General features: G+C 72.2%; 19 protein-coding genes. 9 read left to right on the top strand and 10 right to left on the bottom strand.

Annotated elements, in window-relative coordinates:
• Window positions 1-201: 201 nt before the first annotated feature.
• The 3 genes from ACWGKQ_RS09750 to ACWGKQ_RS09740 form a co-directional block, all read right to left on the bottom strand.
• The gene (locus tag ACWGKQ_RS09750) at window positions 202-384 is read right to left on the bottom strand and encodes a hypothetical protein (protein WP_453291344.1); all 183 of its coding nucleotides are present in this window, start codon (window positions 382-384) and stop codon (window positions 202-204) included.
• Between the two features lie 347 nt (window positions 385-731).
• Window positions 732-1703 (bottom strand): isopenicillin N synthase family dioxygenase, encoded by a 972-nt coding sequence (locus tag ACWGKQ_RS09745; RefSeq protein WP_453291343.1) that lies wholly within the window; start codon window positions 1701-1703, stop codon window positions 732-734.
• A complete protein-coding gene (locus ACWGKQ_RS09740) occupies window positions 1696-2145 on the bottom strand; it encodes a nucleoside deaminase (RefSeq protein WP_453291342.1) in 450 nt (149 codons plus the stop codon). Before ACWGKQ_RS09740 ends, ACWGKQ_RS09745 begins: the two co-directional genes overlap by 8 nt.
• Before the next feature lie 111 nt (window positions 2146-2256).
• Between ACWGKQ_RS09740 and ACWGKQ_RS09735 the strand changes: the two genes are divergently transcribed.
• Complete coding sequence (locus ACWGKQ_RS09735) at window positions 2257-3516, top strand: PucR family transcriptional regulator (protein WP_453291341.1); 1260 nt, start codon at window positions 2257-2259, stop codon at window positions 3514-3516.
• A gap of 10 nt (window positions 3517-3526) precedes the next feature.
• Here the strand turns inward: ACWGKQ_RS09735 and ACWGKQ_RS09730 are convergent, their stop codons facing one another.
• The gene (locus ACWGKQ_RS09730) at window positions 3527-4765 is read right to left on the bottom strand and encodes an amidohydrolase family protein (protein WP_453291340.1); all 1239 of its coding nucleotides are present in this window, start codon (window positions 4763-4765) and stop codon (window positions 3527-3529) included.
• 102 nt (window positions 4766-4867) lie between these two features.
• Here ACWGKQ_RS09730 and ACWGKQ_RS09725 point away from each other — a divergent pair, with 102 nt between their 5' ends.
• Together ACWGKQ_RS09725 and ACWGKQ_RS09720 are read left to right on the top strand one after the other, a co-directional pair.
• A complete protein-coding gene (locus tag ACWGKQ_RS09725; protein WP_453291339.1) occupies window positions 4868-5170 on the top strand; it encodes an antibiotic biosynthesis monooxygenase in 303 nt (100 codons plus the stop codon).
• A gap of 31 nt (window positions 5171-5201) precedes the next feature.
• The gene (locus ACWGKQ_RS09720; protein WP_453291338.1) at window positions 5202-6035 is read left to right on the top strand and encodes a MurR/RpiR family transcriptional regulator; all 834 of its coding nucleotides are present in this window, start codon (window positions 5202-5204) and stop codon (window positions 6033-6035) included.
• 13 nt (window positions 6036-6048) lie between these two features.
• Here the strand turns inward: ACWGKQ_RS09720 and ACWGKQ_RS09715 are convergent, their stop codons facing one another.
• On the bottom strand, window positions 6049-7119 hold the full coding sequence (locus ACWGKQ_RS09715) for an Lrp/AsnC family transcriptional regulator (RefSeq protein ID WP_453291337.1): 1071 nt from the start codon (window positions 7117-7119) through the stop codon (window positions 6049-6051).
• 101 nt (window positions 7120-7220) lie between these two features.
• Here ACWGKQ_RS09715 and ACWGKQ_RS09710 point away from each other — a divergent pair, with 101 nt between their 5' ends.
• Entirely contained in the window at window positions 7221-8291 is a 1071-nt protein-coding gene (locus ACWGKQ_RS09710) for an ABC transporter permease (protein WP_453291336.1), read from the top strand.
• Between the two features lie 90 nt (window positions 8292-8381).
• The gene (locus ACWGKQ_RS09705; RefSeq protein ID WP_453291396.1) at window positions 8382-9389 is read left to right on the top strand and encodes a CorA family divalent cation transporter; all 1008 of its coding nucleotides are present in this window, start codon (window positions 8382-8384) and stop codon (window positions 9387-9389) included.
• A 107-nt stretch (window positions 9390-9496) separates the two neighbouring features.
• Here the strand turns inward: ACWGKQ_RS09705 and ACWGKQ_RS09700 are convergent, their stop codons facing one another.
• From ACWGKQ_RS09700 to ACWGKQ_RS09690, 3 genes are all read right to left on the bottom strand, one after another.
• On the bottom strand, window positions 9497-10885 hold the full coding sequence (locus ACWGKQ_RS09700; protein WP_453291335.1) for a purine-cytosine permease family protein: 1389 nt from the start codon (window positions 10883-10885) through the stop codon (window positions 9497-9499).
• Window positions 10886-11039: 154 nt separating this feature from the next.
• Window positions 11040-11282 (bottom strand): chaplin, encoded by a 243-nt coding sequence (locus tag ACWGKQ_RS09695; protein ID WP_453291334.1) that lies wholly within the window; start codon window positions 11280-11282, stop codon window positions 11040-11042.
• Window positions 11283-11410: 128 nt separating this feature from the next.
• Window positions 11411-12061 carry an FMN-dependent NADH-azoreductase gene (locus ACWGKQ_RS09690; RefSeq protein WP_453291333.1) on the bottom strand — a complete coding sequence of 217 codons (651 nt, stop codon included), beginning with the start codon at window positions 12059-12061 and terminating at the stop codon, window positions 11411-11413.
• Between the two features lie 127 nt (window positions 12062-12188).
• On the opposite strand from ACWGKQ_RS09690, the gene ACWGKQ_RS09685 reads away from it, so the two are divergent.
• Window positions 12189-12539, top strand: a complete 351-nt coding sequence (locus tag ACWGKQ_RS09685; RefSeq protein WP_089099620.1) for a winged helix-turn-helix transcriptional regulator — start codon at window positions 12189-12191, stop codon at window positions 12537-12539.
• An 80-nt stretch (window positions 12540-12619) separates the two neighbouring features.
• Here the strand turns inward: ACWGKQ_RS09685 and ACWGKQ_RS09680 are convergent, their stop codons facing one another.
• Window positions 12620-13027: a hypothetical protein gene (locus ACWGKQ_RS09680; RefSeq protein ID WP_453291332.1), complete on the bottom strand. Its 408-nt coding sequence runs from the start codon at window positions 13025-13027 to the stop codon at window positions 12620-12622.
• 116 nt (window positions 13028-13143) lie between these two features.
• Here ACWGKQ_RS09680 and ACWGKQ_RS09675 point away from each other — a divergent pair, with 116 nt between their 5' ends.
• Both ACWGKQ_RS09675 and ACWGKQ_RS09670 read left to right on the top strand, forming a co-directional pair.
• Window positions 13144-14064: a helix-turn-helix domain-containing protein gene (locus ACWGKQ_RS09675; protein WP_453291331.1), complete on the top strand. Its 921-nt coding sequence runs from the start codon at window positions 13144-13146 to the stop codon at window positions 14062-14064.
• Window positions 14021-14140 (top strand): DUF397 domain-containing protein, encoded by a 120-nt coding sequence (locus ACWGKQ_RS09670; RefSeq protein WP_453291395.1) that lies wholly within the window; start codon window positions 14021-14023, stop codon window positions 14138-14140. Before ACWGKQ_RS09675 ends, ACWGKQ_RS09670 begins: the two co-directional genes overlap by 44 nt.
• A 7-nt stretch (window positions 14141-14147) precedes the next feature.
• On the opposite strand, the gene ACWGKQ_RS09665 is transcribed toward ACWGKQ_RS09670, so the two are convergent.
• Window positions 14148-15368 (bottom strand): esterase/lipase family protein, encoded by a 1221-nt coding sequence (locus tag ACWGKQ_RS09665; RefSeq protein WP_453291330.1) that lies wholly within the window; start codon window positions 15366-15368, stop codon window positions 14148-14150.
• 236 nt (window positions 15369-15604) lie between these two features.
• Here ACWGKQ_RS09665 and ACWGKQ_RS09660 point away from each other — a divergent pair, with 236 nt between their 5' ends.
• Window positions 15605-17293 (top strand): protein kinase domain-containing protein, encoded by a 1689-nt coding sequence (locus ACWGKQ_RS09660; protein ID WP_453291329.1) that lies wholly within the window; start codon window positions 15605-15607, stop codon window positions 17291-17293.
• The last annotated feature ends 19 nt before the right edge of the window (window positions 17294-17312 follow it).

Here is a 17312-nt window from a genome sequence, read left to right as displayed (position 1 = left end):
GTGCCACGCGGCAGTATCGAGGAACGCGGAGCGCGCGACGTGGGGGATCCCATCGAACTCCCGCGATGTTCCGTGCGTGAGTGCGTATGTACGGGTCTGGAAAGTTGGCGGGCCCGCGCCCTGGCGATGTTCTGCCGTAACCCTCCAGGACGCGGACCCGGTTGGCCGACCCGGCAGTGCGCGGCGGGTGAGGGGGCTACCTCATCCGCCGCACCCACGCCAGAGCCCGATGAGCCCGATCGCGACGCTCACGGCGTCGATGACCAGCTGCACGTGCTCCCAGCGCAGGCCTGTACCGTCAGGGTGATCCGGCTCCTCGGGACCGGACGGCTGGTCGGGAGGTTCTCCCGGCTCCTCCGACTCGGTCTCCTCGGCGTTGGCCATGGATCGTTTCTCCTTTCCCTCGGTGACACGACAGCAGGCTGGATCGTTCTGCCTGCTGGCCTGTCCCCGAGAGGGGAGTGCGACCACACTACCGAGTTCCTCGTGGCTTGCTGTGACCCTTCTCGAACACACAGTGCACAAAAACCACCCCGAACGATCCCGCGCAATCGGAATCCCAACTCCGCTTGCGTGACGGCCCCTTGAAGGAACGTCAAAGCACCTGCTGGGAGCGGGTTACCGGGAGTCCTTCCGGTGTCGGCGGGTGCAAACGACCGCAGATCGATCCGGTCATCCCCGCAAACCGAATCGATCTGTGATCTGTGACACACGAAGGCCGGACGCCGGCGTCAGCCGACGGTGATGGAGTCCAGCTTCTCCCGCAGGTAGACGTGCGAGTCGACCGGCGGGTACGCCACCCGGCCGACCGGCGCCGGGACGGACTCGACCGTGGTGCCCGGGGTGCACTCGCCGAAGTAGACGAGGGACATCAGCTCCTCGGCGGGCACGTCGGTGGGCGGCGGCAGCACCCGGTGCCGACCGGACCGCCACCGGTCGCCGGTCCAACGGGCCATCAGGTCACCGATGTTGATGGTGAAGGCGGCCGGGTCGAAGGGCGCGTCCTCCCAGCCGCCCTCGTCCGTGTACACCTGCAACCCGCCCTTGCCCGCCTGCCGGTCCAGGATGGTCACCGTCCCGAAGTCGGTGTGCGGCCCGATCCGGAACTGCCCCGGCGCGGGCTCGCCGAGCACCTCGGTCCCCGGATACCAGTTGATGTTGAAGCCGTACGTCGGATGGTCCATGTGCCGGGAGAAGAAGTCCTGTTCGAGCCCGAGCGCGTACCCGAGGAGCGACAGCAGCTCCTTCTCCAGCTCGGCCATCCGCGCCAGGTACTCCTCGCAGAGCGTGCGCAGTTCCGGCACCTCGGCCGGCCATACGTTGGGCGCGTACCACTCGGCGTTGACCACCGGGTCCTCGAACGGCTCGTGGGTCGCGAAGGTCAGCGACTCCTTCAGGTCGGGCGGGGTCTCGGTGCCCTCCGAGTAGCCGTTGGCCTCCGCCCCGGGCCCCAGCCAGCCGCGCCCGCCGACCTTCGCCTCGTACGCCTGCTTCACGTCCGCGGGCAGCGCGAAGAACCGGCGTGCGGCCTCCCGGACCCCGCCGCGCAGCTCCGCGTCGACCCCGTGCCCGGTGACGAGCAGGAAACCGGCGGTCTGCAGGGCGCTGTCGACGGTCCGGGCGATGTCCTCGCGGGCCGTCGGGTCACCGTCCAGCCAGGGACGCAGATCGATGGTGGGGATGCGGGGCCGGAGCTCATTCACCGATGTCCTCATTCCACAGAGCCGGGTTGTCGTTGATGAAGTCGCGCATCAGCGCGCCGCACTCCTCGTCGTCCAGCAGGACGATCTCCACACCGTGTTCGGCGAGCCAGTCGTGGCCGCCGTGGAAGGTGGCCGCCTCGCCGATCACGACCCGGGAGATGCCGAACTGGCGGACCAGCCCGGAGCAGTACCAGCACGGCGACAGGGTGGTCACCATGGTGGTGCCGCGGTAGGTGCGCTGGCGGCCCGCCGCGCGGAAGGCGGCCGTCTCCGCGTGCATGGCGGGGTCGCCGTCCTGGACGCGCCGGTTGTGGCCGCGGCCGAGCAGGGCGCCGTCGGCGCCGTAGAGGGCGGCGCCGATCGGGATGCCCCCCTCGGCGAGCCCGGCGCGGGCCTCGGCGACGGCGGTGGCGAGCCAGGAACGGGCTTGCAGAGGATCCATGACGTCACTCTCCCGTGGCCGAAACACGAGGGCAACGTGCGGAAAGTACCCTCCGGGCAACCCCCGGCCGGACGAAATGTCAGCGGCCGTGCCCGTCCCCTGGAGGTCGCCGTGCCCGCACTCACCCTCCGCGAAGTCCTGGCCCTCGACCCGGTGCGGGCGGCCCGCCCCGAACTGCTCGCCGGGGAGGGCGCCCTGGACCGCCCCGTGCGCTGGGTGCACTCCAGCGAGGTCTACGAGGGTGCCAACTTCCTCGACGGCGGCGAACTCCTCCTCACCAACGGCTTCGGCCTGACCGACGCCGGCGACGAGGTCCGCCGCCGGTACGTGCGGGAGCTGGCGGCGCGCGGTGCGGCCGGGCTCGCGGTGGAGGTCGGGCGGGCCCTGCCCAGCATGCCGCCCGAGGTGACCGACGAGGCCTGCCGCCTGGACCTGCCGCTGCTCGCCCTGCACCGGGTGGTGCCCTTCGTCCGGATCGCCGAGGCCGCCAACCGGGCGATCGTGGCCCGGGGCCTGTCCGGCCGCCGTACGGCCGTCCGGCCCTGGGGCGACGACCACGCGGCGGCGCTGCTCGCCGACCTGGCCGACGGACAGGCCCTCAACCAGCCCGAGGTGGAGGCGCGGGCGGCGCTCGCCGGGTTCCACCCCGGCCCCGGTGCCCGGCTCCTCGGCGTCTCGCTGCACGGCAGCCGGGGAGTGGGCGCGGTGGACCGGGCGGTACGGGTGCTGGGCGGGGCCGGGGTGCTGCGGGCCGCGTTCCCCGGAGACGTCCTGGCGCTGCTCGCCGTACCGGCCGCGGTGCCCGGCGATCCCGTGCGGGCCGTGCAGGAGGCGTTCCGGGGCGCCGCCGAGCCGGGGGCCACGGTCGCCGTCGGCCATGCGGTCGGCCCCGGCGGCTGGCTGCACTGGAGCGAGACGCTGCGGGCGGCCCGGACCACCCTGGAACTCGCGCTGACCGTGCCGCCCGCCGAACCGGCGCTGCCCGAAGGCCCGTCGGTGACCTCGGCCCGCGCCCTCGCCCTGGAGCGGGAGCTGACCCGGGGCGGGGTCGCCGCCAACCGGGACCGGCTCGCCGTCCTCGTCCAGCACACCCTCGGCCCGCTGCTGGCCTGGGAGGCGGCCCACGCCAGCGACCTGGTCCGCACCCTGGAGGTGCACCTGCGGCACGGCTGCTCCCCGACCCGCACGGCCGCCCTGCTGCACATCGGCCGCCAGTCCCTCTACCAGCGCCTGGAACGCATCGAGTCCCTCCTCGGCCTGGAGATCGACGACCCGGACCTGCTCGGCGAACTGCTGACGGCGGCCTGTGCGCACCGGGTGGTACGGGGGACGGGCGCGACCCGGGTACGGGGGCTGCGCACGGTGGCCTGACGAAGGCGTCTCAGACGACCGTCCCCGCCTTGACGACGTGGCGCAGGTGCTGTTCGGGGCGGGTGAGGATGCGGATGTCGTCGAGGGGATCGCCGTCGACGACGAGCAGGTCGGCGTGGGCTCCGACGGCCAGGGTGCCGATCTCGCCCTCCAGGCGCAGCAGGCGGGCGGCCGTGGTGGTCGCGGCGCGGAGGATGTCGGCCGGGGGCTGGACCTGGGCGCGCAGGGCGAACTCCTCGAGCTGCGCGCTCTGCAGGGGGCCGAGCAGGTCGCTGCCGAAGACCAGGTTGACGCCTGCGCGGTGGGCGCGTTCGAGGGCGCTCAGGCCCGCCTCGCGCACGTCGGCGATCTTCCGGTACGTCTGTTCGGGCATGCCCGCCTGCTTGCCGAACCGGGCCATCTGGTCGTAGGTGACGAGGGTGGGGACCAGGTAGGCGTCGTGTTCGAGGAGGAGGCGGATGGTGTCGTCGTCGAGGAGGTTGCCGTGCTCGACGCACCGGACGCCCGCGCGCAGGGCCAGGTTGACACTGCGGGGGTGGTAGGCGTGCACGGTGACGTAGCGGTTGTGGTTCTCGGCCTCGGTGACGGCGGCGCGGATCTCCTCGTCGGTGTACTGGACGGCCGACACCTCGTCGTGGGGTGAGGCGACCCCGCCGCCGATGAGCATCTTCAGGTGGGCGGCGCCCTTGCGGAACTCGTCCCGGGCGGCGCGGCGCACGGCTTCGACGCCGTCGGCGACACGGGCGCCGAGGTTGGAGTAGTCCTGACAACAGGGCGCCGTGTCCTCGCCGAGCGGACGGATGTCCCCGTGCCCGCCGGTCTGCGACAGGGCCTTGCCGCCGTGGATCAGCCGGGGGCCGAGAGCGAGGCCCTCGTCGATGGCCCGGGCCATGCCGTGGTCGGCGCCGCCGACGTCGCGGACGGTGGTGAAACCCCGGCGGAGCATGCGTTCGGCCCCCGCCAGGGCGCGGACCGTGGCGTATCCGGGGGTCCAGGACTCCGCCTCGGTGCGGTCGAAGGTGGTCAGGACGAGGTGGACGTGGGCGTCGACGAGGCCCGGCATGACGGTCGCCCCGCCGGCGGCCAGCACCGGCACGTCCTCCGGTGCCGCCGGCGGGCGCCCGGTGCCATGGGCGGCGATGCGGCCGTCGGCGACCTCCAGCCACGAGGCGTCGGTCGGTTCGCCGCTCTCGGGGTGCAGCAGCCGGGCGTCGGTGATCAGCAGGCGGGCGGGGTGCGGGGTGGTCATGCTCGGTTCCTTCCGGTTGTTCCCGGTCACGGACGGCGGCCGGCTTCAGGAGATGGCATGCAACGCTAGATGCATGAAAGCTTCTCGTGCAATGCTTGATGCATGAAGTTCACCACGCTGTCCCTCCGCACCGCACCCGGTCGCCGTGACGAGCTGATCGCCTACTACCGGTCCGCCGGCATCCTGGCGGCCTCCGGCGCGCTGGCCGCGCAGGTGCTGGTCCCCGCGGACGAACCGGACACGATCGTCGTCACCGCCCTGTGGGCCGATGCCGCCGCCTGCGCCGCCTGGCAGAATTCGCCCCGGCGCCAGGAGCTCGCCCTGGGCATGGCGCCCTTCTTCGACTCCGCCGACGGCGTGAGCACCCGCGAGTTCCACGTCGCCCAGCAGCACCCGGCGCGGTGAACCCGCCCGACGCACGAGGAGACGACGCGGAGTGAGCATCGAGGCGTGGCTGGCCGGCCGTACCACCCGCGGGGCGCTCGGGCCCCAGGCCGAGCGGGTCGCCCACGTCCTGGTCCGGGCGCCGCAGTTCGCCGGGTACGCCTCGGCCCGCGAAGTCGCCGAGCGCGCGGGCGTCAACGTCTCCACCGTGGTCCGCACCGCCCAGCAGTTCGGCTTCGACGGCTGGCCCCAGCTGCGCGAGGAGATCCGGGCCCGCTACCTCGCCTCCGTCTCCGCGGGGGAGCTGTCCGCGGCTCCGGCCGCCGACCCCGCGGCCCAGACGCTGCGCCAGGACGCCGCCAACCTCGCCGCCCTGGCCACCCCGGACAACCTCGCCGCCATCCGCGCCACCGCCCGGGCCGTCCGGGCGGCCCGCCGCACCCTCGTCATCAGCTCCGGCAGCGGGGCCGGCCCCGCCCACATCCTGAGCTACCTCGGCACCATCGCCGGCCACGACATCCAGCTGGCGCTGGGCTCCGCCACCGGCCAGGCCGTCCAGGTCGCCCGCCTGGAACCGGGCGACTGCCTGATCACCATCAACATCTGGCGCCTGACCCGCACACTGCGCGGTCTGACCCGGCTCGCCCGCGAGCGCGGCGCCACCGTCAGCGTCCTCACCGACCTGGGCTCCTCACCCCTCGCCGAGTACGCCGACCACCTGATCGTCACCCCCGTCGAGGGCGTCCACGACGCCCCCTCCCTGACCGCCATGGTCGCCGCCGTCCAGGCCGTCCTCAGCGAACTCGCCGACGAGGCCGCCGTCAGCGCCGCCGGTCGGGTCCAGCAGCTGTGGCAGGACCTCGACCTCATGGACGACCAGCCCTGAACCGTCCCGCCGTTCACGACGGCGGCAGCGCGAAGGGCACGCGGCCCGTGGCCCGGCCCCGGAGGTCGAGCAGCCGGTCCATGCGCTTGGCGGTGTGCAGGACGACGGTACGGTCGCGGATCTCCAGCTCCGGGGCGCGGTCGGTGAGCAGCGCCTCGAACTCGTCGACGGCGGCGAGCCCGTGCAGCCACACCATGAGGAGCAGGTTGTGCGGGCCGCTCACGGAGACGCAGAAACGTACCTGATCCATGCGGGCCAGGGCGTTGCCGGTGGCCTCGCGCCGGGAGTGCGGGACGGAGGCTCGGTAGATCATGGCCGTGGGCAGGCCGGCGAGGGGGCGGGCCAGGTCGCAGCGGAGGGTGATCTCGCCTGCGCGGAGCATGCGCTGGAGCCGTCGGCGGGCGGTGTGTTCGCTCATGCCGGTCGCGGTGGCGAGTTCGGTGTAGCCGAGTCTGCCGTCGCCGCCGAGTGCGTCCAGCAGAGCCTGGTCCTCGGGTGCGGGGCGGTCGTGCATGTGGGTGGCGAAGACGGCGCGGGTGGGCGGCCGGGGCGCGGACAGGGTGGCGCGGTCGGCGGGCGCCAGTGCGCGGGTGCGCCAGTCGCTGCCCTCCCCGTACTGGGTGATGGCCAGCCGGGTGCGGAGGGTGCGGACCCCGTCCAGTCCGCCGATCGTCTCGTGCACCGAGCGGCCGAGGGCGGGCAGGTCGGCGCCCACCACCCCCAGGAAGAGATCGAAGTCGCCGGCGGTCTCGTCGACGCTGAAGACCCAGGGCAGCAGGGCCACGGCGGCGCTCACGGACGGCAGCGAACCCGGTCGGCAGCGCACTTCCACATAGGCGATCGTGGCGGTCCGCGCGGCGTCGTGAGCCGTGATCCAGGCCAGACCGGCCGCGCGCAGCCGCTCCCAGTGCCGGGCGGCGGTGGTGGCGTCCACCCCCAGTGCGCGGCCGATCCGGGACCAGGGCGCGCGCGGAGCGGCCTGTAGCGCGTCCAGGAGCGCCAGATCCAGCTCGGAGAACCCCAGCAGGCCGTCCTCCGGGATCTCCGGACCCCCCGTGTCGTCCGGGCTGTCGGAATCGGGCACGGGTGCCCTTGCTGTGAGGCTTTCCTGCGATTTCCCGGGGGCATCGCTCATGACCTGGATCGTAGTGGGACCGCATCATCGAGCAACGGAAAGACCCGACCGTGACTTCCTCTCCCGCCGCCCCGGACCAGGACCAGCCTCCCGCCCCCGCAGCACGGGGCTTCGCCGCCGAACTGCGTGATGCCCTCAACCTGCGCGGTGTCCTGCTGATCGTCGGTGTCTTCGCCCTCCAGCTGGGCTTCGTCCTCTCCTACATCGGCGCCTTCCACGCGCCCAAGCCCCACCACATTCCCGTGGCCGTCGTCGCCCCCGCGCAGGTGTCCGGCCAGGTCGTGAAGCAGCTCGACGCCCTGCGGAGCGACCCCCTGGACGCCCGCCCCGCCGCCACCGCGAAGCAGGCCCGCGCCCTGATCCTCGACCGCACCGTCGACGCGGCGATCCTCGTCCACCCGAAGGGCCGCACCGACACCCTGCTGGTGGCTTCGGCAGGCGGCCCCGCCGTGTCCTCCACCGCCCAGCAGATCGCCCAGGCCATCGAGACCGGCCGCCACCGCCAGGTGACGATCACCGACATCCGCCCGCCCGCCGCCGGCGACGGCCGCGGCATGTCCTCCTTCTACCTCGTGATCGGCTGGATCGTCGGCGGCTACATGGCCGCCACCATCCTCGGCATGGCCGGCGGAGCGCGCCCGGCCAACCTCCACCGCACCACCATCCGGCTCGGCTCCCTGGCCCTCTACGCCATCGCCTCGGGCCTGGGCGGAGCCCTCATCGCCGGACCCCTCCTGGGCGCTCTGCACGGTCACTTCGCCGCGCTGTGGGCGCTGGGCGCGCTGGTCGTCTTCGCCGCGGCCGCCACCACCGTCGCCTTCCAGGTGCTGTGGGGCGTCATCGGTATCGGGGTGACCATCGTCCTCTTCGTCGTGATGGGCAACCCCAGCGCCGGCGGCGCCTATCCAGCCACCCTGCTGCCGCCGTTCTGGCGGACGGTCGGCCAGTGGCTCCCGCCGGGCGCCGGCACCACCGCCGTACGCAACACGGTCTACTTCTCCGCCCACGCGATCGCCCGGCCCCTGTGGGTGCTCGCCGGCTACGCGGTCCTGGGCACCGCGGCGGCCGTCACCGCGTCCGCCCTGCGTCTGCGTCGCCACCGGCGCCTCGTCGGCGCGTGACCGGCCCGCCCCCTCGCCCGGACGGCCCGCACCTGGTCGGCGGCAGCGCGTGCGCGTACCGCGGGCCGCACCCAGGCTGAAAGCGTGGCGATGATCGTGACGGTGGTGTCGGTGCCGGACGGGGGTACGACGACGGTCTCCGTGCCGGAGGCGCGGCGGCGGCTCGCCACCGACCCCTTTCTCTTCCTCCGCATCGAGCTCCCGGACCAGGAGGAGCAGGAGGAAGAGGAAGAGCGGGAGGAGCGGGAGGAGCGGGAGGAGCCGGTGGTCCGGCGGCTCGGGCTGGACTACGCGGAGCTGGAGTGGTTCGGCAGGCGCGGGGAGTCCGCGCGGGCCGACTTCCTGGGGGAGGTCGCCGGGTTCGTCGTACCGGTGGTCCATGACCGCGAGGTCGCCCATGTGCACGCGCTGGCCGGCGACCGTTTCCTGGTGGTCGTCCACTGGGGCCGGGCCGCCCTCGCCTCGGAGATCACCGAGCAACTGCGGCGGGAGCGGCCGCACGACGCCGTGGCCACCCTGTTCCTGCTGCTCCAGGAGGCGCTGGCGACGTTCCGCCGGGCCGCGGTGCGGGCGCTGCTCCAGGTGGAGGAGCTGGAGGACGACATGTTCGAGGGACGGCGGCCCGAGCAGATCTATCTGCTGTCCCAGCAGCGCCGCTGGTCCGCCCTGCTGCACCACTCGCTGCTGCCCTACCTCCAGGCGGTCGAGGAGGTGGTCACCCGCAGGATGATGAGCCCCGACTTCCCGGCGGAACGGCAGCGGCTCGCCCGTGAGTTCCAGCGGGCGGCGCGGCTGGTCCTCGCGGACATCGAGTCCCTCCAGGACGCCGCCCGCCGGGCCTTCGCCAGCTACGGCTCGCTGGTCGCGGGCGAACAGAACGGCGTCATCAACCGGTTGGCGATCGTGTCGGTGATCTTCCTGCCGCTGTCGTTCCTGACCGGGTTCTTCGGCATGAACTTCACCTTCCTGACGGACGAGCTGGAGAGCCGGGCGGTGTTCTGGCTGCTCGCCGTCGGACTCCAGCTGGTCGCCGTGGTCGGCTCGCTGTTCCTGCTGCACCGCAGCCGGATCTGGCGGCGGCTGCGGGACGACGACTAGGCGCTGCGCTGGTAGGGCCGATGTGTGTCGTCGGTTGTCTGCGGGCGCGTTGTGGTTTCTCGCGCAGTTCCCCGCGCCCCTTTGGGGCGCTACTGGCGGGGGTGTTGCTAGCGCGTGCGCTTTCGGAGGGCCGTGTAGAGGAGGGCGCTGACCGCGAAGCCGACCACCGGGGTGATGTCGCCGAAGGCGGGGTGGTGCTTCGGTACCCAGCCCACGTAGTCCTCCTGGTTGGAGAAGAGCGGGACGGAGACCGCGACGCCGATCAACAGGGCCGCGAGACCGGGCCAGTTGGTGAAGGAGCGGTCGGTGAGGCGGGCGGAGAGTTCCTCGTCCGTCGCCGTACGGCGCTGGAGCCACCGCTCCACCAGGACGACGCCCAGCCAGGGCGCCACCCAGTACGCGATGACCAGCAGGAACGCCTCGTAGGCCGCGCCCGCGTCGTCCAGCGAGGCCCAGGCGGCCGCCGTACCGGCGATGCCCGACACCACGACCAGGGCGCTGCGGCTCAGCCAGGTGGGGAGCTTCAGGCCGAAGGAGGCGATGGAGATCGCGCCGGAGTACACGTTGAGGGCGTTCGCCGAGACCCCGCCGAGCATGATGGCCAGCAGCACGAGGTCACCGAGCCAGCCGGGGAGGTGGCCGGTGAAGGCGGCCGTCGGGGTGGCGTCCTTCGGGGCGATGATGGTGGCGGAGGCCGCGCCGATGACGGCGACGATCGAGACCGACACGAACAGGCCGACGGCCGGCCACAGCACGGTCTTCACCTTGTCCGCGGTGCGCGGCAGGTAGCGGGAGTAGTCGGTGGCGTACGGGTTCCAGCCGGCCGCGTACCCCCAGGCCGCGCTGAACGCGAGCAGGAAGCCGCCGACGCCGCCGCCCGAGCCCGCTGCGCCGAGGTCCGCGTCCTTGAAGGTCCAGACCCCGGCCAGCAGGAAGACCACCGCGAGCGCCGGGAACGCGTACTTCTCGAAGGTGTGCACGAAGTTGTGGCCGATGAAGCCGATCAGGATCTCGGCGACCACGACGAGGAGCAGGGAGGGCAGGGGCCGCAGGCCGGTCAGCGTGTTCAGGGCGAAGGCCGCGCTGACGCTGTTCACGGCGAACCAGCCGACGCCCGCGAGCAGGCCGTTGGCGGCGGAGGGCAGGATGTTGCCCAGGTAGCCGAAGGAGAACCGGCCGATCACCATCTGCGGGACGCCGAACCGCGGCCCGTCCAGCGACAGCACGCCCTGGGTGAGCGCGCCGAGCGCGGTGCCCAGCAGGATCGCGGCGGTCGCCGTCCAGAAGTCCAGGCCGAAGAAGAGGACCGCGATCACGCCGATGTAGACGGTCGCGAACTCGATGTTGGGGGACGCCCAGGTCCACAGGAGCTGGAGCGGGCTGCCGTGGCGTTCGGCGTCGGGGATGGGTTCCGAGCCCGCCGCTTCCACGGCGATGACCCGGTCGCCGTACTCGGGCGCGATGCTGGTGGTGGAACCGGCGGGAGCAGTCGTCATACGAGGTAAGTGTCGGGATCGCTCCCGGTGCGGCCCAGGGGCGCACTGTCCGCTTCGGGCGGCTCACCGGCGTACAACCTGCACGCATGCGAGGACTTCCGGAGACTCGGTGCCTCCGGAAGTTCCTCGGACGATACCTGCGGAGCGGCCCGGGTCAGCCGCTGGTGCAGGCGTTCGCGGCCGCCGGGTTCAGCAGGCCGATGACGTCGACGGTGTCGCCGCACAGGTTCACCGGGATGCTGACCGGGACCTCGATGACATTGCCCGACACCACACCCGGGCTGTTGGACGCGGTACCGGTGGCGTTGGCGCCGTTGTCGGCGAATGCGGCGGTGCCGCCGGCGAGGGCGAGGGTGGCGGCGAGGGCGCCGGTGACGGCGAGGGAACGGATGCGCATGCCAGTCTCCAAGGTGTCTGGATGTCAGAACGCGTCCATCACAACCGCCCGCCACCGGATCCCGCATGCGCTGCTGGGCCGATCGGCGCAACCGGCCCCCGAACGGGGCCCGGACGCCGGTGCGTGCGTCACGCGGCGAGGCGGTCCGCCAACTCCTTCGCCTTGACGGCCGCGTCCTGGAGGGCGCGGTCGCGGGAGGCCTCGTAGAGCGGCACGAGCTCGGCCATCGCCGGGTTCTGCGGGGCCATGGTCAGCTCCGGAACGATGAAGTCGACCTCCAGGCCGAGACCGTCCGAGAGCAGCGCGGTCAGGTAGTTCTGGACGTACTCGTACGGCTCCCGCGGGGTGCCCGGCGCGTACGAGCCGCCGCGGCTGGCGACCACGGTGACCGGGGTGCCCTTGGCGGACGGCGTCTCGCCCATCGTGCGGCCGAACAGGACCACGTTGTCCAGCCACGCCTTGAGCGTCGACGGGATCGTGAAGTTGTACATCGGGGCGCCTATCAGCACCGCGTCCGCCTGCTCCAGCTCCTCGATCAGCCGCACGCGGGCCGCGAAGGCCTCCGCCTGCTCGGGGCTGTGCGTGGCGGGGTCGGCGAAACCGGCGGTGTGGGCGGCCGCGCTCAGGTGCGGCACCGGGGCGGCCGCCAGGTCGCGGTAGACCACCGTGCCGTCGGGGTGCTGCGCCAGCCAGGCCGTGCGGAAGGCGTCGGTGACGGCGCGGGAGGAGGAGGCCTCGCCGGGGAGCAGGGACGAGTCGATGTGGAGCAGGGTGGCCATGAGAGATCTCCGGATACACGGGCCCTGGGCAGGGCCGCGGGGGCTGAGGTTTTGTACTCAGCTATAGATAACACAGGTGCTTACTTTTTTTCAGCCCCCTTCTGTCGTGGACCTGTACCCTGATCCCATGGCGGTGGAGCAGGCCCATGACCCGGAAGCGTGCAAAGGCGTGGACGCCGGGATCACGCGCGTCTTCCAGGTGCTCGGCAAGCGCTGGAACGGCCCGATCCTGTCCGTCCTGATGGACCAGCCCACGCACTTCGCCAACCTGCGCCGCGCCATCCCCGGCATCAGCGAGCGGATGCTCTCCGACCGGCTGGCCGAACTGGGTGCCGCCGGGCTCGTGGTCCGCGAGGTCGACGAAGGCCCGCCACTGCGGGTGTCGTACCGGCTCACCGCGGCGGGGGCGGCGTTGGAGCCGTCGCTGAAGACGCTGGGGGAGTGGGCGCGGCAGCACTTGCCGGAATCGGCCTGCTGAGCGCTGCGCTTGGTGGGGCGGCGATGGGTCGTCGGTTGTCTGCGGGCCGGTGGGGGCTGGTCGCGCAGTTCCCCACGCCCCTACGGGGCGCTCAGGGTGCCCCAGTGGTCCTGGCGTAGGTGCCTGCGCAGTAGGACGTCGGTGTCGGTGGCTGCGCTTGCGTCGAATCTTGCTTCGGCCGCCGCCCGCTGTGCGGCGAACTCCGTGCAGGTCGCGCAGGCGGGGACCGGGTCCGGGGCCGGGATGTCCATCACCGGGTAACTGAACGTGGTGGAGCGGCGGTTGACGGCTCGTACCTCCGCGCTCAGCCGTTCCTCGGCGGTGGCGGGGCGGAGCGAATCCGCCCGCGCCTCCCACTCGCGGCCACCGCCGAGGGGCCGGAGCAGGGCGTAAGGGCCTGCGGTGCCCCGGTATTCGCCGACCTTGTCGGTACGGGGGTCGTAGACGACCGTTCCCGTTTCGATTTCCTCTTCGGTGTGCTCAGCCATGTGCGCTCCGACGCCATTTGGTGACTCTGGGTGTATTGAGGGTGGCGGACGGGAACGGGGCGTATCAATGCCCGACGTGTGCCACGGGCACCTGTCACCGAGGGGGCCGGACGACGATGACCACCAACGCCGAGTTCTTTGGGGAGTTGCTTCGGCACTTCAGGGAGAGTGCGTTGCTCACTCAGGACGCGCTGGCGAAGCAGATTCCCTGCGACCGGTCGCTGGTGGCGCGGGTGGAGGCGGGGACGCGGGTCCCGCAGGACACGTTCGCGAAGAAGTGCGACGAAGTGCTGGGTGCGGGTGGGGTGTTGGGGCGGTTGTGGGGGCGGGTGGACTGGTATCCGGACGTGGAGCATCCGGACTGGTTCCAGCGCTGGGTGGACATGGAGGCGAAGGCCGTCACGCTGTACGAGTACCAGGTCATGGTCGTCCCCGGTTTGTTGCAGACGCAGGACTACGCGCGGGCACTGATCTCCCGGCGAGCCAGCGGTGAGCTGCTTGAAAACCGGGTCAGGGCCTGCCTGAGCCGACAGCCGCGCTTCCTCGCCGAAGGTGGACCCACGTACATTGCGGTGCTGGACGAGAGCTGTCTGCGCCATGCGGTGGGCAGTCCCGCCGTGATGCGGAATCAGTGCGCGCATCTGCTGAGTGTGGGGCGACTCCCGAACATCCGGATCCACGTGGCTCCGGCGAGTCACTTCGAACTCACGCATCCCAACACGTCGATGTTGCTGATCACGCTGCCCGACGGCGAGCGCTGGATCTACTCGGAGTCGCTGACCCGGGGCCACTTCAACAACGATCCGGACGCATACGCCGAGGTGAGCCGAACCTATGATGTGCTCAGGGCGGACACCCTGTCGGCTCGCGAATCAGCCGCTCTGATCGGCAACTTGATGGAGGAGTACGGCGACGATGAACCAGCAGCAGCTGAGCGCGGTCATTTGGATCAAGAGCAGCTACAGCGGCGACAACGGCGGCAACTGCCTCGAAATCGCCCCCGAGTTCACCTCCGTCGCCGCCCTCCCCGTCCGTGACAGCAAGAACCCCGGCGGCCCGGTGCTGCTGGTGCGGCGCGGTGCGTGGGCCGCCTTTGTCGGCTCTCTGAAGTAGCGCGTGGTCAGTCGGGGAGCCGGTCCAGGACCCACTCGGCGAGTTCCGGGGTCATCAGGGCGTGCGCCTCGTTGGTCGAGGAGAGCAGGAAGTCGTCGACGTCCGAGTCCTCCGGCGGGAGGTCGTAGACGTCGGCGTACAGGTCGTCCTGCTGGTCCAGGTCGCGGATGGAGACCGCGCTGACGGACGGCACGAAGCACGCGCTCCGGTGGGCGATGTCGGTGTCCTCGCCGGTCGCCTTGAGCGCGTCGGCGAGGAGGCCGAAGGACTCCAGCGTGCCGCCCGGTGCGCCGTCGAGTTCGGGGAAGCTGTTCGTGGTGACCGGGTGGGGTCCGCCGAGGATGCCGTTCAGGGTGGCGACCTCCGTCTTCTGGCCCTGTGCCTGGGCGAGGAAGCGGGTGCCGTCGAAGAGCGGACCGGCGCAGCTGAGCGTCTTCGCGCCGGCGCGGACGCCGTTGCCGGTGCCGTCGCCGCGTCCGCTGGACACCGCGAGCAGGCGCGGGATGCGGGGCCAGTCGCCGACCTGCCGGAGCTGTTCCTTGAACGCGGTCCGCAGCGGGCTCTCCTTGGGCGTGCCGGTCAGGCCGTCCAGGTGGCGCCAGAGCATCTGCTGTGCGGCCGGGCTGCTGATCTGCCGCAGGTAGGTGTCGTCGTACGGGGCGAGGTAGTGCGCGAAGGCCTGGAGACCGACGGGCAGCCAGGCGCCCCGGTGCGGGCTGTCGAACGACAGGTGGACGCCGACCCGGTGGTCGATGCGCTGCGTCTCCATCCTGGCCAGCGCGTACCGGGTGACCAGGCCGCCCATGCTGAACCCGCCGACGAGCAGGCGGGCGTCGCCCAGCTGTTCCGCGATGGTCCGCAGGACGGCGGCGAACACCGTCTCGGCGTTGCGGAGGATCGACTCGCTGCGTTCGTCGAACCCGACGAGGACCAGGGTGCGTCCGCGGCGCCGCAGTTCGCTGACGAACGGGTACCGGCCGTTCTCCAGCCCGTTCCAGAGCCAGTCGTAGTCGGTCGGTCCGAGGTTGAACCCGTCGGCCAGGACGACCGGTCTGACCACGCCCTTCCGGCCCTCCCCGTAGTACACCCGGGCGCTGCCGCCCGGCAGTTGCCACTGCTCGTCGGCCGAGGGCGCCTGCGCGGTCGGCCGCGCGCCCGCCGGGGTCACGAGCCCGATGGACCCGGCGGCCTGCTTCGCCTTCCCGACCTTGCTGTCTGCCACGATCATCCCTTTCCGTACTGCCGGAGCGGTTCCGGGGGGATCTTTGGCATATGAACCCGGCATTACGCACTTACGTCATGTTTTCACCAACACGTGTTAAATGGTGCGATTTACGGCCGGAGGGCGTCCCGAAGGGCAGACCGCGGGGCAACTTGCCGTACCGGGGCGGGATTTGGTCATCCGTCCGGCGTCCCGGTCCTATGCTGACCGCGTCTTGGGGAGCAAGCGGCGCGGGAGGGATCGTGGCAGCTCTGGAGCCGGGCGATCCGCGCTCCGTCGGGGAGTACCAGCTGCTGAGGCGGCTCGGCGCGGGCGGGATGGGCCGGGTCTATCTGGGGCGCTCGCCCGGTGGGCGGGCCGTCGCCGTGAAGGTCGTGCACGCCGAACTGGTCGCGGGGCAACCGGAGTTCCGGTCCCGTTTCCGCCGTGAGGTGGCGGCCGCGCGCAAGGTCAGCGGTGCGTTCACGGCGCCGGTCGTGGACGCCGATCCGGACGCCGAGCTGCCGTGGCTGGTCACCAGCTACATCGCCGGGCCCTCGTTGCAGGAGGCGGTGGCCGAGCGGGGGCCGCTGCCTGGTGCGGACGTGCTCGCGCTCGCCGCGGGACTGGCGGAGGCGCTCACCTCGATCCACGCCGCCAAACTGGTGCACCGGGATCTCAAGCCGTCGAACGTGCTGCTCGCCGAGGACGGGCCGCGGGTCATCGACTTCGGCATCGCCCGCAGCGTCGAGTCGGTCACCATCACACTGGCCGGGCTGATGGTCGGCTCGCCGGGGTTCATGTCGCCGGAGCAGGTGGCGGGCGGCGAAGTGACCGGCGCGAGCGACGTGTTCGCGCTGGGCGCGGTCCTGACGTACGCGGCGACGGGCGGCAACCCCTTCGGCGACGGGCCGACCCCCGCCCTGCTCTACCGGGTCGTGCACGACGAACCCGACATCAGCGCCGTCACCGATCCCGCCCTCGCCGCCCTCATCGCGCACTGCCTGGCGAAGGACCCGGCCGACCGGCCCACCCCGCGCGAGATCCTGACCCGGATCGGGCCCACGGCCGACGCCACCGCCTTCCTCGCACGGCCCGCCGCCGACCCCCGGGCCGACTTCACGCGCCCGGCCCCGCAGCCCGCCGCGACCCGACCGGTCACCCGGCTCGACCCGGTGCCGCAGCCGGTGTCGTACCAGCGGGACCCGGGCATGAGCCGCCGTACCCTGCTCGTCTCCGGGGGAGCCCTCGCCGTAGCCGCGCTCGCGGCCGTGCCGGTCGCACACCTCGTCAACCGGGGCGGGGCCGAGAAGTCCCCGCAGCACTCCGGCGGTTCCGTCTCCGTCCCCTCGCCGCTCGACGCCTGGCCGCTGGACGAGACCTCGGGCGCGGTCGCCGCCGACGACACCGGCCGGTACGACGGCACGGCCACCGCGGTCGGCTGGGGGCGGGGCAAGGACGGGGCCGCGCTGTTCGACGGCGGCACCAGCCAGATCATGACCGCTGGGCCGGTGCTCCGGACCGCCGAGGGCCGCAGCTTCACCGTCTCGGCGTGGGTGGCCCTGAGCAGCGTGCCGTCGTCCTTCGCCACCGCCGTCAGCCAGGACGCGGGGGCGGCCAGCGGCTTCTACCTCCAGTACTCGCCCGCCGAGAACCGCTGGGCCTTCGCCCGCCCGGGCCTGCGCGCCCTGTCGTACAGCGTCCCGAAGCCGGACGTCTGGACCCACCTGGTCGGCGTCTACGAGGGCGTCCGCAACCAGCTTCTCCTGTATGTCGACGGCGTTCAGGAGGCCGGTATCAACGACAGCAACCCCGTCGCCGCGCACGGCCCCCTGGTGATCGGCCGCGCCACCACCGGCGGCGTTCCCGCCGACTGGTTCCCCGGCTCGATCAAGCAGGTCCAGGTGTTCCAGCGGACGCTGACCGCGGCACAGGTCAAGGCGCTGCTGTAGCGGCCGGGCCGTGGTCCGG

Source organism: Streptomyces sp. NPDC054770 (assembly GCF_053611985.1).
The sequence above is the reverse complement of the archived record's forward strand: the minus strand, read 5'-3'. Positions and strand labels throughout refer to the sequence as shown.

What these genes read in the sequence shown, in the direction of transcription:
- ACWGKQ_RS09675 (WP_453291331.1), top strand. Translation starts at nt 13,144, where the DNA reads ATGACCACCAACGCCGAGTTCTTTGGGGAGTTGCTTCGGCACTTCAGG.
- ACWGKQ_RS09700 (WP_453291335.1), bottom strand. Translation starts at nt 10,885, where the DNA reads ATGACGACTGCTCCCGCCGGTTCCACCACCAGCATCGCGCCCGAGTAC.
- ACWGKQ_RS09680 (WP_453291332.1), bottom strand. Translation starts at nt 13,027, where the DNA reads ATGGCTGAGCACACCGAAGAGGAAATCGAAACGGGAACGGTCGTCTAC.
- ACWGKQ_RS09690 (WP_453291333.1), bottom strand. Translation starts at nt 12,061, where the DNA reads ATGGCCACCCTGCTCCACATCGACTCGTCCCTGCTCCCCGGCGAGGCC.
- ACWGKQ_RS09685 (WP_089099620.1), top strand. Translation starts at nt 12,189, where the DNA reads ATGGCGGTGGAGCAGGCCCATGACCCGGAAGCGTGCAAAGGCGTGGAC.
- ACWGKQ_RS09695 (WP_453291334.1), bottom strand. Translation starts at nt 11,282, where the DNA reads ATGCGCATCCGTTCCCTCGCCGTCACCGGCGCCCTCGCCGCCACCCTC.
- ACWGKQ_RS09740 (WP_453291342.1), bottom strand. Translation starts at nt 2,145, where the DNA reads ATGGATCCTCTGCAAGCCCGTTCCTGGCTCGCCACCGCCGTCGCCGAG.
- ACWGKQ_RS09730 (WP_453291340.1), bottom strand. Translation starts at nt 4,765, where the DNA reads ATGACCACCCCGCACCCCGCCCGCCTGCTGATCACCGACGCCCGGCTG.
- ACWGKQ_RS09750 (WP_453291344.1), bottom strand. Translation starts at nt 384, where the DNA reads ATGGCCAACGCCGAGGAGACCGAGTCGGAGGAGCCGGGAGAACCTCCC.
- ACWGKQ_RS09725 (WP_453291339.1), top strand. Translation starts at nt 4,868, where the DNA reads ATGAAGTTCACCACGCTGTCCCTCCGCACCGCACCCGGTCGCCGTGAC.
- ACWGKQ_RS09705 (WP_453291396.1), top strand. Translation starts at nt 8,382, where the DNA reads ATGATCGTGACGGTGGTGTCGGTGCCGGACGGGGGTACGACGACGGTC.
- ACWGKQ_RS09665 (WP_453291330.1), bottom strand. Translation starts at nt 15,368, where the DNA reads ATGATCGTGGCAGACAGCAAGGTCGGGAAGGCGAAGCAGGCCGCCGGG.